This window comes from Nitratireductor sp. GISD-1A_MAKvit (assembly GCF_040819555.1).
In the GTDB taxonomy this organism is placed as follows: Bacteria; Pseudomonadota; Alphaproteobacteria; order Rhizobiales; family Rhizobiaceae; genus Nitratireductor.
Genome location: NZ_CP161920.1, coordinates 150,073 through 164,745, shown reverse-complemented (window position 1 = coordinate 164,745; position 14,673 = coordinate 150,073). Strand labels below are relative to the sequence as shown.

The 14,673-nt window shown below is 62.4% G+C and carries 9 protein-coding genes and 2 pseudogenes; 5 read left to right on the top strand and 6 right to left on the bottom strand.

All coding sequences use genetic code 11. The features are described 5' to 3' along the window. Positions 1 to 229: 229 nt before the first annotated feature. From fdhF to AB2N04_RS01950, 4 genes and pseudogenes are all read right to left on the bottom strand, one after another. Positions 230 to 3,134: pseudogene (gene fdhF, locus AB2N04_RS01965) on the bottom strand (formate dehydrogenase subunit alpha). A gap of 10 nt (positions 3,135 to 3,144) precedes the next feature. Beyond that, complete coding sequence (locus tag AB2N04_RS01960) at positions 3,145 to 4,701, bottom strand: formate dehydrogenase beta subunit (protein WP_367716679.1); 1,557 nt, start codon at positions 4,699 to 4,701, stop codon at positions 3,145 to 3,147. Next, positions 4,698 to 5,171 (bottom strand): formate dehydrogenase subunit gamma, encoded by a 474-nt coding sequence (locus AB2N04_RS01955; protein ID WP_367716678.1) that lies wholly within the window; start codon positions 5,169 to 5,171, stop codon positions 4,698 to 4,700. Before AB2N04_RS01955 ends, AB2N04_RS01960 begins: the two co-directional genes overlap by 4 nt. A gap of 95 nt (positions 5,172 to 5,266) precedes the next feature. Further along, a complete protein-coding gene (locus tag AB2N04_RS01950; RefSeq protein ID WP_367716676.1) occupies positions 5,267 to 6,166 on the bottom strand; it encodes a LysR family transcriptional regulator in 900 nt (299 codons plus the stop codon). A 129-nt stretch (positions 6,167 to 6,295) separates the two neighbouring features. On the opposite strand from AB2N04_RS01950, the gene AB2N04_RS01945 reads away from it, so the two are divergent. Both AB2N04_RS01945 and paaG read left to right on the top strand, forming a co-directional pair. After that, on the top strand, positions 6,296 to 7,471 hold the full coding sequence (locus AB2N04_RS01945) for an Mrp/NBP35 family ATP-binding protein (protein WP_367716675.1): 1,176 nt from the start codon (positions 6,296 to 6,298) through the stop codon (positions 7,469 to 7,471). Between the two features lie 70 nt (positions 7,472 to 7,541). Continuing rightward, complete coding sequence (gene paaG / locus AB2N04_RS01940) at positions 7,542 to 8,339, top strand: 2-(1,2-epoxy-1,2-dihydrophenyl)acetyl-CoA isomerase PaaG (RefSeq protein ID WP_367716673.1); 798 nt, start codon at positions 7,542 to 7,544, stop codon at positions 8,337 to 8,339. Between the two features lie 2 nt (positions 8,340 to 8,341). Here paaG and AB2N04_RS01935 read toward each other — a convergent pair whose 3' ends face one another. Further along, the gene (locus AB2N04_RS01935; RefSeq protein WP_367718709.1) at positions 8,342 to 8,818 is read right to left on the bottom strand and encodes a CoxG family protein; all 477 of its coding nucleotides are present in this window, start codon (positions 8,816 to 8,818) and stop codon (positions 8,342 to 8,344) included. Between the two features lie 146 nt (positions 8,819 to 8,964). Between AB2N04_RS01935 and chrA the strand changes: the two genes are divergently transcribed. Then, complete coding sequence (gene chrA, locus AB2N04_RS01930; RefSeq protein WP_367716672.1) at positions 8,965 to 10,173, top strand: chromate efflux transporter; 1,209 nt, start codon at positions 8,965 to 8,967, stop codon at positions 10,171 to 10,173. Positions 10,174 to 10,185: 12 nt separating this feature from the next. Here chrA and AB2N04_RS01925 read toward each other — a convergent pair whose 3' ends face one another. Continuing rightward, on the bottom strand, positions 10,186 to 11,679 hold the full coding sequence (locus AB2N04_RS01925; protein ID WP_367716670.1) for a PLP-dependent aminotransferase family protein: 1,494 nt from the start codon (positions 11,677 to 11,679) through the stop codon (positions 10,186 to 10,188). Positions 11,680 to 11,904: 225 nt separating this feature from the next. On the opposite strand from AB2N04_RS01925, the pseudogene pgi reads away from it, so the two are divergent. Next, positions 11,905 to 13,483 (top strand): annotated as a pseudogene (gene pgi, locus AB2N04_RS01920) (glucose-6-phosphate isomerase). Between the two features lie 208 nt (positions 13,484 to 13,691). After that, on the top strand, positions 13,692 to 14,630 hold the full coding sequence (gene murQ / locus AB2N04_RS01915; RefSeq protein WP_367716668.1) for an N-acetylmuramic acid 6-phosphate etherase: 939 nt from the start codon (positions 13,692 to 13,694) through the stop codon (positions 14,628 to 14,630). Positions 14,631 to 14,673: the final 43 nt, after the last annotated feature.

Below are 14,673 nucleotides of genomic sequence, written 5' to 3'. Positions count from 1 at the left end.
GAGATAAGGCAATAGCCGAGGCGAAGGCGCCCTTCTCCCCGTGTGCGGGGAGAAGGTCCCGGCAGGGGGTTGAGGGGCGGGCGTCAGCGTTTGACAATCACATTTCGAAACGGCGATCTCATCAACGGGTGGCGCTCGCCCCTCATCCTCACCTTCTCCCCGCACACGGGGAGAAGGGGGCCGATAGGTTGGCGCATCCCTGATCACACCACCGCCAGCACACATCACCCTACTCCGCCGCCTCCACATGCACGATGCGGCGGCTTTGGCGGGCGTGCTCTTCATAATCCTCCTGCCACTCGGTCGGGCCGTTGGAGGGCGAAACCTGCACCGCCGTGACCTTGTATTCGGGGCAGTTGGTGGCCCAGTCGGAATATTCGGTCGTCACCACATTGGCCTGCGTGGCCGGGTGGTGGAAGGTGGTGTAGACGACACCCGGCGCAACGCGCTCCGTGATGGTGGCGCGCAGGCTGGTCTCGCCAGAGCGGCTCTTGAGCTTTACCCAGTCACCCTCGCGGATGCCGCGATTCTCGGCGTCGAAAGGATGGATCTCCAGAAGATCCTCGTCGTGCCAGACGACATTCTCCGTGCGGCGGGTCTGTGCGCCAACATTGTATTGCGAGAGGATGCGGCCGGTGGTGAGCAGCAGTGGGAAGCGCGGGCCGACCTTCTCATCGGTCGCCACATAGGCGGTGCGCACGAACTTGCCCTTGCCGCGCACGAAGCCGTCCGTATGCATAACGGGCGTGCCGGTGGGGGCCTTCTCGTTGCACGGCCATTGCACCGAGCCTTCTTTTTCCAGAAGCTCATAGGTCACGCCGGCAAAGCTCGGCGTGGTGGCCGCGATCTCGGCCATGATCTCGGACGGATGCGTGTAGTTCCAGTTCTGGCCCAGCGCGCGGGCCATGTCCTGCGTGACCTCCCAGTCGGCATAGCCGTTCCTGGGTTCCATCACCTTGCGGACGCGGTTGATGCGGCGTTCGGCATTGGTGAAGGTGCCGTCCTTCTCAAGGAAGGTGGAGCCCGGCAGGAACACATGGGCGTAATTGGCGGTCTCGTTCAGGAAGAGATCGTGAACGATGACGCATTCCATCGCCTCAAGGCCGGCAGCCACGTGATGCGTGTTGGGGTCGGACTGGAGAATGTCTTCGCCCTGCACGTAAAGCGCCTTGAAGGAGCCTTCTACGGCAGCGTCCAGCATGTTGGGGATGCGCAGGCCCCGGCTCATTGTCGAGCTTCACGCCCCACAGGCTCTCGTAGATCGCGCGGGTCGCATCCTCGGAGATGTGGCGGTAGCCCGGCATCTCGTGCGGGAACGAGCCCATATCGCAGGAGCCCTGCACGTTGTTCTGACCGCGCAGCGGGTTCACGCCCACGCCCGGACGGCCGATATTGCCGGTGGCCATGGCGAGGTTGGCAATGGCCATGACGGTGGTGGAGCCCTGGCTGTGCTCGGTGACGCCAAGACCGTAATAGATCGCGCCGTTTCCACCGGTGGCGTAAAGGCGTGCAGCACCGCGGATCAGATCGGCGGAAACGCCGGACATCTTTTCGACGGTTTCGGGACTGTTTTCCGGCTGGAGAACGAAACTCGCCCAGTCCTGGAATTCGTCCCAGTCGCAGCGCTCGCGGATGAAGGCTTCGTCGAACAGACCTTCGGAAACGATCACATGGGCGAGTGCGGTCAGCACGGCGACATTGGTGCCGGGCTTCAAGGGCAGGTGATAGCTCGCCTCCACATGCGGCGTGCGCACGAGGTCGATGCGGCGCGGGTCGAGGACGATCAGCTTCGCGCCTTCGCGCAGCCGCTTCTTGAGACGCGAGCCGAAAACCGGATGGGCGTCCGTCGGGTTGGCGCCGATGACAAGAACGACATCGGTGTGCTCGACCGAATCGAAATCCTGCGTGCCGGCGGAGGTGCCGAACGTGGTTTTGAGGCCATAGCCGGTGGGGGAGTGGCAGACGCGGGCGCAGGTGTCGACATTGTTGTTGCCGAACGCCTGGCGCACCAGTTTCTGAACGAGATAGGTCTCTTCATTGGTGCAGCGCGACGAGGTGATGCCGCCCACCGAGCCCCGGCCATATTTCTCTTGAATGCGCCCGATCTCACTGCCGATATGCGCGTAGACCTCATCCCATGACACTTCGCGCCACGGGTCGGTGATCTTCTCGCGGATCATCGGGTTGAGGATGCGTTCCTCGTGGTTGGCGTAGCCATAGGCGAAGCGGCCCTTCACGCAGGAATGGCCGCGATTGGCCTTGCCATCCTTGTAGGGCACCATGCGGACGACTTCCTCGCCCTTCATCTCTGCCTTGAACGAACAGCCGACGCCGCAATAAGCGCAGGTGGTGACGGCGGAGTGATCCGGCATGCCCATCTCGATAATGGACTTTTCCTGAAGCGCGCCGGTGGGGCAGGCCTGCACGCAGGCACCGCAGGAAACGCATTCCGACTGCAGGAAGGGCTCGTCCATGCCGGCGGTGATGCGGCTTTCAAAGCCCCGGCCTTCCACGGTGAGCGCGAAAGTGCCCTGCTGCTCCTCACAGGCGCGAACGCATAAGGAACAGACGATGCACTTCGCCGGGTCATAGGCAAAATAGGGATTGGAGACATCCAATTCCTTGAAGTTCACTCCGTGCTCGCCAATGGGCGAGGGTTCGAGGTGGTTTGCCCCGTCATCGCCATAGCGGTTCTGCTTCAGGCCGACGCTCTCGGCCATGTTCGCCATCTCGCAGTCACCGGCAGCACAGGCCGCGCAGTCTTCGGGATGATCGGACATGTAGAGTTCCATCACGCCGCGGCGGATGGTGTTGAGACGGTCGGTCTTTGTGTTGACGGAAATGCCGTCCATGGCCGGGGTGGTGCAGGAGGCGGGCGTGCCGCCCTTGCCCTCGATCTCGACAAGGCAGAGGCGGCAGGAGCCGAAGCTCTTGACCATATCGTTGGCGCAGAGCTTCGGCACGGCGATGCCGGCCTCGCGTGCGGCGCGCATGATCGAGGTACCTTCCGGCACGGTGACGGTTCCTCCATCGATGGTTAGCGTCACCGTCTTGTCAGAGCGGACAGCGGGGGTGCCGTAGTCGATTTCTTCTACGAAACGCTTGTCGGTTCCACGTTCTTGAGTTCCACACATGGGTGTCCTCCTATTCCGCTGCTTCGCGCACGGGCGCGGGGCGGAAATCTTCCGGGAAATGGGTCAGCGCGCTCATGACGGGGTAGGGCGTGAAGCCACCCAGCGCGCACAGCGATCCGAACTTCATCGTGTTGCAGAGATCGGTCACGGTCTCGATCTGCTCTTCGGGCGCGATGCCCTGTTTCAACCGATCGAGCACCTCGACGCCGCGCGTCGAGCCGATGCGGCAGGGCGTGCACTTGCCGCAGCTTTCCACGGCACAGAACTCCATGGCGAAGCGTGCCTGCTTTAGAAGGTCGACCGTATCGTCAAAGACCACGATGCCGGCATGGCCGATAAGACCATCCTTGGCGGCGAAAGCCTCATAGTCGAAGGGCGTGTCGAACAGGTCGCGCGGCCAGTAGGCGCCGAGCGGGCCACCCACCTGCACGGCGCGCACGGGACGACCCGTGGCGGTGCCGCCGCCGATATCGTCCACGAGCTCGCCGAGCGTCATGCCGAAGGCAGCTTCGAACAGGCCGCCATGCTTCACATTGCCGGTGATCTGGATCGGAATGGTGCCGCGCGACCGGCCCATGCCGAAATCGCGGTAATAGGCGCCGCCCTTGTCGAGAATAATCGGCACGGAGGCGAGCGAGATCACATTGTTGATGACGGTCGGCCTGCCGAACAGGCCTTCATGGGCAGGCAGCGGCGGCTTGGCGCGCACCTGCCCGCGCTTGCCTTCCAGACTGTCGAGGAGCGCGGTTTCCTCGCCGCAGACATAGGCACCTGCACCCACGCGCACTTCCATGTCGAAAGCGTATTTCGAACCGAGAACGCTTTTGCCGAGCATGCCGGCAGCACGGGCGGCGTCTATGGCCTCGTTCAGGATCCTGTGAACATTGGGATATTCGGACCGCAGATAGACATAACCCTTGGTCGCGCCCGTCGCGATGCCGGCAATCACCATGCCCTCGATGAGCACGAAGGGATCGCCTTCCATGATCATGCGGTCGGAGAAGGTGCCCGAATCGCCTTCGTCGGCGTTGCAGACGATGTATTTCTGCGGGCCGTCGGTGTCGTGGACCGTCTTCCACTTGATGCCGGTCGGGAAGCCCGCGCCGCCACGGCCACGCAGGCCGGATTCGGTGACTTCCTCTACGATGCCGAGCGGTGTTTTTTCCAGCGCGTTGCGCAGGCCACGCAGGCCACCATGGGCCTCATAGTCCGCAAGCGAGACCGGATCGATGATGCCGCAACGGGCGAAGGTCAGCCGCGTCTGCTTTGCAAGGAACGGAATTTCCTCGGGTTTGCCGAGAGAAAGATCATGGGCGCCGCCTTCCACCAACCCGGCATCGAACAGGCCAGCCACGTCGCCAGGCCTCACCGGACCATAGGCCACGCGACCCTCGGCGGTCTCCACTTCGACCATCGGTTCAAGCCAGAACATGCCGCGCGAGCCGTTGCGAACGATCTTTGCATCAAGGCCGCGTTTTTCGATTTCCTCGCGCGCGGCGGCAGCGACCTTTTCGGCGCCTAGCGCCAGCGCTCCGGCATCGCGCGGAATGTAGATGTTGATGGTCATGCCCGCACCTCTGCTGCGATTTCTTCCGCCCGCGCTTCATCGATACGGCCAATCACCTCGCCGTCGAGCATGGCGGAGGGCGCACAGGCGCACAGGCCAAGGCAATAGACGGGCTCCAGCGTCACCGCTCCATCGGCTGAGGTCTCGTGAAACTTGATGCCAAGCAGCTTCTGCAGCTTTTCGGCAATGGCATCGCCGCCCATGGACTGGCAGGCTTCAGCCCGGCACAGTTTTAGCACATGGCGGCCCGCCGGTTTCTCGCGGTAGTCGTGATAAAACGAGACAACGCCATAAACTTCGGCGCGGGACAGGTTCAGAGCTTCGGCAATGATGGGCAGGCTGTCACGCGGCACATGACCAAGCTCCCGCTGAATCCCATTGAGAATGGGTAGTAACGGGCCTTCTTCATTCTTCCAGCGATCGATGATCGGTTCGACCGCAGAAGCGATTTCGGTACGTGCTTGCTGCATCTCGCAGCGCCCTCCCTAACGATGCTCGTTCTGGAGGAGAAACAAATCCTGTTGCAAGGATCAATATAGCATATTCGTCGCTTGATAGAAAACTTCTATCGCCGCCCCTTATATCGTTCGGCCAAATGGCCTGCTTCGTACAGCAGCGCGGAAACCAGCGGTGTATGGGGTTCACGTTTTGCCGCCACGAGACCGACCAGATGACTGGCGTCGGGTTCGACAATGGGGATGGCGCGGATCGGCTCTGCAAAGCCCAGAACTTCCGCCAGATTGAGCGGCATGATGGAAGCCCATTTTCCGGTGCGGATATGGGAGAAGAGCACGATCATCGAATTGGATTCGAGCGTCGGGTGCGCCGTTGCCCCCACCTCTTCCAGATGTTTATTGATGATGCGCCGGTTTTGCATGTCGGGTGTGAGGAGGCAGAGCGGCAGCTCGGCGACTTCCTTCCATGTTACCGTATCACGGTCTGCGAGACGGTTGGCGGCCGCGGTGATGAGCTGGTAGCGCTCGGAATAGAGCGGCACTGCGGCAACATGGCCAAGCGGTTCATTGTCGAGATAGGTGATGCCGATATCGATCTCGAAATTTTCCAGCAGAGACAGGACTTCGAGCGACGTGCGCGAGATGATGGAGAAGGTGACTTCGGGGTGCTTTTCCCGGAAAGGCGTGGTGAGCTCGGGCAGCATGGCGAGTGCTGTGGGAATGGCGGCGATGCGTACATGGCCGGCGAGGCCGGTTCTGGCAGCTTTCATCTCGGCACGCATGGTGCGCGTGTCGCCAACAATGCGCCGCGCCCATTCGAGAACGCGCTGACCTTCCGGCGTCAGACCCTGAAAGCGCGATCCGCGCTGGACCAGCATGACGCCAAGCTGGTCCTCAAGCTGCTTGATGGCAGCAGACAGCGTGGGCTGTGTGATGCCGAGCTCGGCGGCAGCCCGCCCGAAATGCTGCTCCCTGGCAAGCGCGATGAAAAATTCCAGCTTGTCGATCATGGCGTGACGCTACATCGCTGATGCACGACCGGCAACGTGCAAGGCTGAGAATAAGGGTTGGCCAATTTGCCTCTCTTGGCCCGCGCGCCCATCTGCATTATCTGAGAGAAAACGCAAAGGCACGTGCACATGACTCTCGACAGACAGACCGTCATCGACCGCTTAAGGTCCGTGAAGGGCCCCGACCTCGAAGGCGATATCGTTTCCCGGGGACTGGTTTCCGAGATCTTCATCGCTGATGGCAAGGTTTTCTTTTCGATAACGGTTCCCGCCAAACGCGCGCAGGAACTGGAGCCGCTGCGCCAGGCGGCTGAGAATGCCGTCAAATCGCTGCCGGGCGTGAAGGGGGCGATGGTTGCGCTGACGGCCGAGAAGGCGGGGGGTGGCATGGGCACGACACCGCCACCACGCCCCAAGCCTGCGCCGCAGCGTCCGACATCACAGCGTCCCGCGCCGGGCGGACCAGCCGCGCAGGCCGGCCAGCAACCGGCCAAGCAGGATGTTCCGGGCATCAAGGCGATCATCGCCGTTGCGAGCGGAAAGGGTGGCGTCGGCAAGTCCACCACGGCGGTCAACCTGGCGCTGGGGTTGAAGGCGCTGGATCTGAAGGTCGGCATTCTGGATGCAGACATTTACGGACCTTCCATGCCGCGTCTTCTGGGGCTGAAAGGCAAGCCGGAGACTGCCGATGGCAAGACGCTAAAGCCGATGGAGGCCTTTGGCGTGAAGGTCATGTCCATGGGCTTCCTGGTTGAAGAAGACACGCCGATGATCTGGCGCGGACCGATGGTCGTTTCGGCGCTTCGCCAGATGCTGCGTGACGTTGCCTGGGGCGAACTCGACGTCCTGGTGGTCGACATGCCGCCCGGCACGGGTGACGCGCAGCTCACCATGGCGCAGCAGGTGCCGCTGGCCGGTGCGGTGATCGTTTCCACGCCGCAGGATCTGGCCTTGATCGACGCCCGCAAGGGGCTCAACATGTTCAAGCGGGTGGATGTGCCACTGCTCGGCATCGTCGAGAACATGAGCTATTTCGTGGCCCCCGACACGGGCAAGCGCTATGACATATTTGGCCATGGCGGCGCGAAGGCGGAGGCAGAGCGGCTGGGTGTGCCCTTCCTCGGCGAAGTGCCTCTGACAATGGATGTGCGCGAAACCTCCGACGCGGGGACGCCGGTCGTAGCGTCGATCCCCGATGGCGTTCAGGCTATGGTTTACAAGGAGATTGCGCGAAGGGTGCGGACGCATCTCGAAGCCGCGATGCAGAGTTCAGCAGAAGAAGCACCGGCCATCGTTTTCGAATAAATCGTTTGCTGGAATTGATTGAACGCGCAGTGCGTGCAAAAAGCGCTGCATTCAATCAAAGGGGATTTCCATGGGCACCGCGACTTCGCAGACCGTGCTTCACGAACGCCATGACGGATGGCACCGCATCACGCTCAATCGTCCGGAGAAGCTGAACTCGTTCAATGAGGAACAGCACACGGCACTGCGCGAGGCGCTGGAAGCGTGCTCTGCCGATGGCACCTGCCGCGCGGTGCTTTTAACAGGAGCCGGGCGCGGCTTCTGTGCCGGGCAGGATCTGGGTGACCGTGATCCCGCCAAGCTCGAAGAGAAGCCGGACCTCGGCTACACGATCGAGAATTTTTACAATCCGCTGGTGCGCAAGCTGCGTGGAATGAACAAGCCCATCGTCTGCGCGGTGAATGGTGTGGCCGCTGGCGCGGGCGCCAACATTGCACTCGCATGCGACATCGTGCTGGCCGCGAAATCGGCGAAGTTCATTCAGGCCTTTGCGAAGATTGCCCTCGTGCCGGATTCTGGCGGCACCTGGTTCCTGACGCGCATTCTGGGCGAGCCGCGCGCCAAGGCGCTGGCGCTGACCGGCGAGCCGCTCTCGGCGGAGGATGCTGCAAACTGGGGGCTGATCTGGCGTGCGGTCGAAGATGATGCGCTGATGAGCGAGGCGGAGGCGCTCGTGGAGAAACTGGCCAGCGGACCGACCCACGCCTACGGCCTGATCAAGAAGGCGATCCACGCCGCACCCGGAAGCTCGCTCGATGCGCAGCTTGAGCTGGAGCGCGAGTTGCAGCGCGAAGCCGGCCGCTCGGACGACTACCGCGAGGGTGTCTCGGCGTTTCTTGAAAAGCGCAAGCCGGTCTTCAAGGGTTAGGTTCAGGAGGCTTCGGCTTCCTCGGCATCGCCACCGGTTACGCGGGCGTTGAAATCGGAGAAGAACTGGCCGGCAAGTTTCTTCGAAGTGGACTGGATGAGGCGGCTGCCGAGCTGGGCCATCTTGCCGCCAACATCCGCCTTTGCGCTGTAACTTAAGATTGTGGCGTCGGGACCGTCTTCCTTCAGCGAGACGTCTGCCCCGCCCTTGGCAAAGCCGGCAACGCCGCCCTTGCCTTCGCCCGTGATCGTGTAGGAGTGCGGCGGGTTGAGATTGGTCAGTTCGACGGCGCCGTTGAACTTCGCCTTGATCGGCCCGATCTTGAGCGTGACAACGGCCTCGAACTCGGTGTCGGACGTCTTGGTGAGCTCCTGACAGCCGGGAATGCAGTCCTTCAGAACCTCGGGATCGTTCAGCGCCAGCCAGACCGTTTCCACCGGTGCTTCGATGCGTTCCTCACCTTCGATGACCATGGCCATGGCGCGTTCCTCCTGAGACGGTGTCTGCCATCTGGCTAACCCAGCCATGGCGTCTTGTCCATCCACGTGGCGACGACCGCTGTTGTCTTGTGCGTGACATGTGTCGCATTTATCCGACACGAATCGGTTGCAGGGTGAGGCGGGTTATGCAGGGGAACGAAACGCGCAATGGTGGAAGAGCGGGGACGGCCGTGGAAGTTTTCGGCGCGTTTCTCAAGCTCGGCGTCATCTCCTTCGGAGGCCCGGTTGCCCATCTTGGTTATTTCCGCGACGCGCTTGTCCTGCGGCGCAAATGGCTCGATGAAAAGGCCTATGCCGACCTCGTGGCGCTGTGTCAGTTTCTGCCCGGGCCGGCGAGCAGTCAGGTGGGCTTTGCGCTGGGCTATATGCGCGCAGGGCCGCTCGGCGCGGCAGCGGCATGGACGGCGTTTACACTGCCCTCCGCATTCCTGCTGTTCGCTTTTGCACTGTTTGCTTCCGCACTCGACAATCCGCTTGGTCAGGGGCTGTTGCACGGGCTGAAGATCGTGGCCGTGGCGGTGGTGGCGCAGGCGGTGTGGGGCATGGCCCGCTCGCTATGCCCGGACCGCGAACGCGCGGGTATCGCGCTTGCGGCGCTGGTGCTCGTGACAGTTTCAGCGAGTGCCTTTGCGCAGATCGGTGCCATCGCGATCGGTGCGCTGCTCGGCTGGTTGCTCTGTCGCGGAAAGGCAGGCGGTGATGGAGCCGTGGTCGCGTTCGGCCTGCCGAAACGCGCCGGGATGATTTGTCTTTTCCTCTTTGCACTTCTGCTGTTCGGCCTGCCGCTTGTTGCGCCTATGGCGCAGGGGCTCTCGGTGTTCGACACGTTTTATCGCGCCGGCGCGCTTGTGTTCGGGGGCGGACATGTGGTGCTGCCGCTCCTTGAAGCGGGTGTCGTCGAGCCCGGCTGGGCGACGCGCGATGCGTTTCTGGCAGGCTATGGCGCGGCGCAGGCCGTGCCCGGCCCGCTTTTCACCTTCTCGGCCTATCTCGGCGCGGTTCTGGACCCGGCGCCGAATGGGCTGGCAGGCGCTGCGATTGCGCTGATCGCTGTCTTCCTGCCGGGATTTCTTCTGTTGATGGGCGTCGCCCCCTTCTGGGACCGGTTCCGGCAATTCGACGCCGCGCGGGCGCTGATGATGGGCACCAATGCCGCCGTGGTCGGCATATTGGGGGCCGCCCTTTACGACCCGCTGTGGACGACCGCCATTCTCGCGCCGGCTGACTTTGCCGTGGCGGCGGTCGGCTTCATCCTGCTCACCATGTGGAAAGCGCCACCATGGGTGGTGGTGGCGCTTTGTGCCGTGGCGGGCATAGGGCTGGCAGTGTTCTGAAAGTGTCTGCCTTTATGCTGCAGCGCGTCGGTATTCGGAGGCTGCTGCCGCAAGCTCGCGGATACCGGGCTCGATCTGCTGCGCCGCGATGGACGAGATGCCAAGCCGCATGAAACGTGTCGGATGGGTGCTCCCGTGAAAGAAGCGTGCTCCTGGCTCGATCAGGACACTGCGGCGAGCGGCGGATTTGGCAAGCACGGCCGAATCGAGACCGGGCGGGCCTTCGAGCCAGAGCGAGGTGCCGCCGCGAATGTCGGCCGCATTCCAGTCCGGAAGTATGTTGCCAACTGCCTGATAGAGTTTCTCGCGCCGCTCCTCGAAGGCTGCCGAGATGCGCCGCACCAGCGTGTCGTGATGGCCGAGCGACAGGAACAGCGCAACGGCGCGCTGGTTGTTTGCCGGCGGATGGCGCAGCATGAAGCGACGCAGTGCGCGGAGTTCGGCGATCAGGTCTGCAGGCGCCACGATGTATCCCATGCGCAGGCCGGGCGCGAGCGTCTTGGACATGGAACCCAGATGCACGACACGGCCATTGCGGTCGAGCCCCTTGAGGGCTGCCTGCGGGCGCTCGTCGGCGAGCTGGCTGTCATAATCGTCCTCGATGACGATCCAGTCATTGCGCTCGGCCGCCTCCAGCAGCGCCTCGCGGCGTGCCTGGCTGAGCGGCACCATGGTGGGGCAGTGATGGCTGGGCGTGGCGAAGACGAAATCCGCGTCTTGCGGGATCTGCGCCACATCGATGCCCTGTCGGTCGACGGGGACGGGGGCAATCTCCGCGCCAGCGAGCTGAAATATGGAACGCGCATCCGGATAGCCGGGGTTCTCCACCGCGACCTTCTTGCCGCGGGCCATGAGGAGGGTGGCGAGCATGTAGAGCGCATGCTGCGATCCGAGCGTGACGAGGATCTCGTCGGGATTGGCGAAAATGCCGCGCCGAGGCAAAAGCCGCGCCTGGATCTGCTCGACAAGCAGCGGATCGTCGCGATCGACCATGTCGGCCGCCCAGTTGCGGATTTCCAGTACGGCAAGAGCCATGCGGTTGCATTCACGCCATTCGGCGGTCGGAAAAAGCGAGGGGTCGAACTGGCCGTAGACGAAGGGATAGGAAGCCTTCATCCAGTCTTCATTCTTGCGCGCCTCCGGCATGGCGCTGGCAAGAACCTGGAAACGGCTGTTCCAGTCGACGCCGTTCTCGTCGTCCTGTTTTCGGGACGGACGCGGAGGAGCCGCCAGCACCTCGGGATTGACGAAGTGGCCACGGCGTTCACGGGCGATGAGAAACCCCTGATCGACAAGCTGCTGAAAGGCCAGAACCACCGTACCGCGCGCGACACCGAGCTTTTCTGCGAGAATTCGGCACGATGGAAGCGGCATGGATGGGGCGATCTGGCGATCGAGAATCGCAGACACGATGGCCTGACGGATCTGCGCCTGAAGGGTCTGGCCCGATTCGGGGGAGATCTTGAACAGGCCCGTCCACAGGGCAGTATCATTTCTGGCTGACATTTGGCTTTCCTCTCCGGCGGGCGAGCCTAACCTTGGGTCAATGCATGTCAACCCTGGTACAATTGATTGTTCCAACAAGAAAATTGATGAATGCCAGCAAGCCCCTGTCCCACCGCGTTTTGTCTGGTAAAAGAACGGCGTTTCTTTTTGCAGGAGGCCCCCTTGGAAACGGCATTTCAATCCGCACTCGCTGCCCTTCGCGGGCACCGCGCGAACACCGCGCCCATGGACATGCGTGAGGCCTTCGCTTCCGACCCCGAGAGGTTTGTCCGGTTCTCGCTTTCCTTTGAAGACCTGACACTCGATTATTCACGAACGGCTGTGGACCAAAAGACGGTCGACCTGCTGATGGATTTGTCCGAAGCGGCGGGGCTCTCCGCCGCCCGTGAGAACATGTTCTCGGGCAGGCACATCAACGTGACCGAAGACCGCGCGGTGCTTCATACCGCGCTGCGCGCTCTCTCCGGTGGTCCCGTCTACAATGACAGTGATGATGTCATGCCAGATGTGCGCGAGGTGCTGGAGGCGATGGATGCCTTTGCCGATGGCGTTCGCAGGGGCGCGATTCGCGGCGCGACCGGCAAGGCGTTCACCGATGTGGTGAATATCGGCATTGGCGGCTCCGACCTTGGCCCGGTGATGGTAACGCGCGCTCTGTCGCCCTATCACGACGGTCCGCGCCTTCATTATGTCTCCAACGTGGATGGCGCGCACATTGCCGACACGCTGGCCGGCCTCGATCCCGAAACAACGCTTTTCATCATCGCATCGAAAACTTTCACCACCGTCGAGACGATGACCAATGCGCGCACCGCACAGAAATGGATCGCGCAAAAGCTCGGCCAATCGGCGACGGGCGATCACTTTGCCGCGGTTTCCACCGCGCTCGACAAGGTGGCGGCGTTCGGCATCGATGAAACGCGCGTGTTCGGTTTCTGGGACTGGGTCGGCGGGCGCTATTCGCTCTGGTCGGCCATCGGCCTGCCGATCATGATCGCCGTCGGCCCCTGACGATTTCCGCCGGTTGCTTGCCGGTGCGGAAGCCATGGACAAGCATTTCAGATCTGCTCCGCCCAGGGAAAATCTTCCGGTGATGCTTGGCCTTATCGGATACTGGCACCGTGTGGTCTGTGATTATCCCGCCCGGGCCATCATCCCCTACGACCAGAGGCTGGAGCGTCTGCCTGCCTACCTGCAGCAACTCGACATGGAATCGAACGGCAAGGGCGTGCAGCTTGACGGTTCGCCGGTGATCACGCCCACGGGCCCGCTGGTCTGGGGCGAGCCGGGCACGAACGGGCAGCACGCCTTCTTCCAGCTTCTGCATCAGGGCACCGACATTATCCCGGTGGAATTCATGCTGGCGGCGGAAGGGCATGAGCCGGGACTCGGGCATCATCACGATCTGCTTGTCGCCAATTGCCTGGCACAGGCGGAAGCGCTGATGAAAGGCCGTACACTGGAAGAGGCCGAGACCCAGCTTCTGGAAAAGGGCGTGCCGGAGGCCGAGGCAAAGCGCCTTGCGCCGCACCGTGTGTTCACCGGCAACCGGCCCTCGCTCACGCTTCTCTATCGAAAGCTCGACCCGTTCGCGCTTGGCCGGCTGATCGCGCTCTACGAACATCGTGTTTTCGTGGAAGCGCAGCTCTTCGGCATCAATGCCTTCGATCAATGGGGGGTGGAGCTGGGCAAGGAACTGGCGACCGAGCTGCTGCCCGTCGTGGAGGGCAAGGCCAGTGCCGAAAGCCGTGATTCAGCAACCGGCGGCATGGTGAAGCGCATCATGGAACTACGCGGAAGCTGAGGCGCGGGACGCCGCTTCTCTCATGACGTTCTGGAACGCGGGTAGCAGCCACGATGGCGCGCCCGGGGGTGCTTCAACAGGCAAGAAGGAATAGATTATTCTCAATCGTAATTGACTCTTGGAATTATCAATTTTAACACTCTGGTAAAGTGTTGAGCCGGCCAAGCGGGGATTTGCCACCGTCAGGCAGGTGATTTCGGGAGAGTTCATGAACGCGCAGACACTGATGTCGGAGCTTGAGAGGCTTGTGTCGGAGGGCCGCAATCCGGACACGATGCAGATCGACCTGCAGTCGACCACCGAGATCCTGAACCTCATCAACGCCGCCGACAGGGAAGTTCCGCTGGCAGTGGAAAAGGTGATCCCGCAGATCGCTGAGGCGGTCGACCGGATTGTCGAGGCGTTCCAGAATGGCGGACGGCTCATCTATATGGGCGCGGGCACAAGCGGACGGCTCGGCGTGCTCGACGCATCGGAATGCCCGCCCACCTTCAGCGTGCCCGAAGACATGGTGACCGGGGTGATCGCTGGCGGCGACCATGCACTGCGTCACGCCGTTGAAGGGGCCGAGGATGACCCGGCGCAGGGTCGACAGGCGCTCGAAGAGCGCGGTCTGACAGCAAAGGATGTCGTTGTTGGCATCGCCGTCAGTGGCCGCACGCCCTATGTGATCGGCGGGCTGAACTACGCCAAAAAGATCGGCGCGACGACTGTTTCGCTTTCATGCAATCCGGATTCGGCGATCGGGGCCATAGCCGACATCGCCATTGCGCCGGTTGTGGGGCCGGAAATTCTGACCGGCTCGACGCGGATGAAATCGGGCACGGCGCAGAAGCTCATCCTCAACATGCTCTCCACGGCAAGCATGATCCGCATGGGCAAGATCTATCAGAACCTGATGGTGGACGTTAACATCAGCAACCAGAAGCTCATGGCGCGCGCCTCGCGCATTGTCATGGAGGCAACGGGGTGTTCTGCCGATGAGGCCGAGGCGCTGCTTGGGCGCAGTGGCAATGATGTGAAGCTCGCAATCTTCATGGCGCTGACGGATATGGACGTGGCAGACGCGCGCACTGCCCTCGCCAGGGCTGGCGGGTTTCTGCGCAAGGCAATAAACGAAAGGCAGCAGCAAGCTGCAGACCGGTGAAGCAGCCAGGCCTGCGGCCGTCCGGCTGACGGTCGATGGCACA

Excerpts from the sequence above, each read along its gene's own strand:
- AB2N04_RS01960 (WP_367716679.1), bottom strand. The coding sequence starts at position 4,701 with ATGACCATCAACATCTACATTCCGCGCGATGCCGGAGCGCTGGCGCTA.
- AB2N04_RS01955 (WP_367716678.1), bottom strand. The coding sequence starts at position 5,171 with ATGCAGCAAGCACGTACCGAAATCGCTTCTGCGGTCGAACCGATCATC.
- AB2N04_RS01950 (WP_367716676.1), bottom strand. The coding sequence starts at position 6,166 with ATGATCGACAAGCTGGAATTTTTCATCGCGCTTGCCAGGGAGCAGCAT.
- AB2N04_RS01945 (WP_367716675.1), top strand. The coding sequence starts at position 6,296 with ATGACTCTCGACAGACAGACCGTCATCGACCGCTTAAGGTCCGTGAAG.
- paaG (WP_367716673.1), top strand. The coding sequence starts at position 7,542 with ATGGGCACCGCGACTTCGCAGACCGTGCTTCACGAACGCCATGACGGA.
- AB2N04_RS01935 (WP_367718709.1), bottom strand. The coding sequence starts at position 8,818 with ATGGCCATGGTCATCGAAGGTGAGGAACGCATCGAAGCACCGGTGGAA.
- chrA (WP_367716672.1), top strand. The coding sequence starts at position 8,965 with ATGCAGGGGAACGAAACGCGCAATGGTGGAAGAGCGGGGACGGCCGTG.
- AB2N04_RS01925 (WP_367716670.1), bottom strand. The coding sequence starts at position 11,679 with ATGTCAGCCAGAAATGATACTGCCCTGTGGACGGGCCTGTTCAAGATC.
- murQ (WP_367716668.1), top strand. The coding sequence starts at position 13,692 with ATGAACGCGCAGACACTGATGTCGGAGCTTGAGAGGCTTGTGTCGGAG.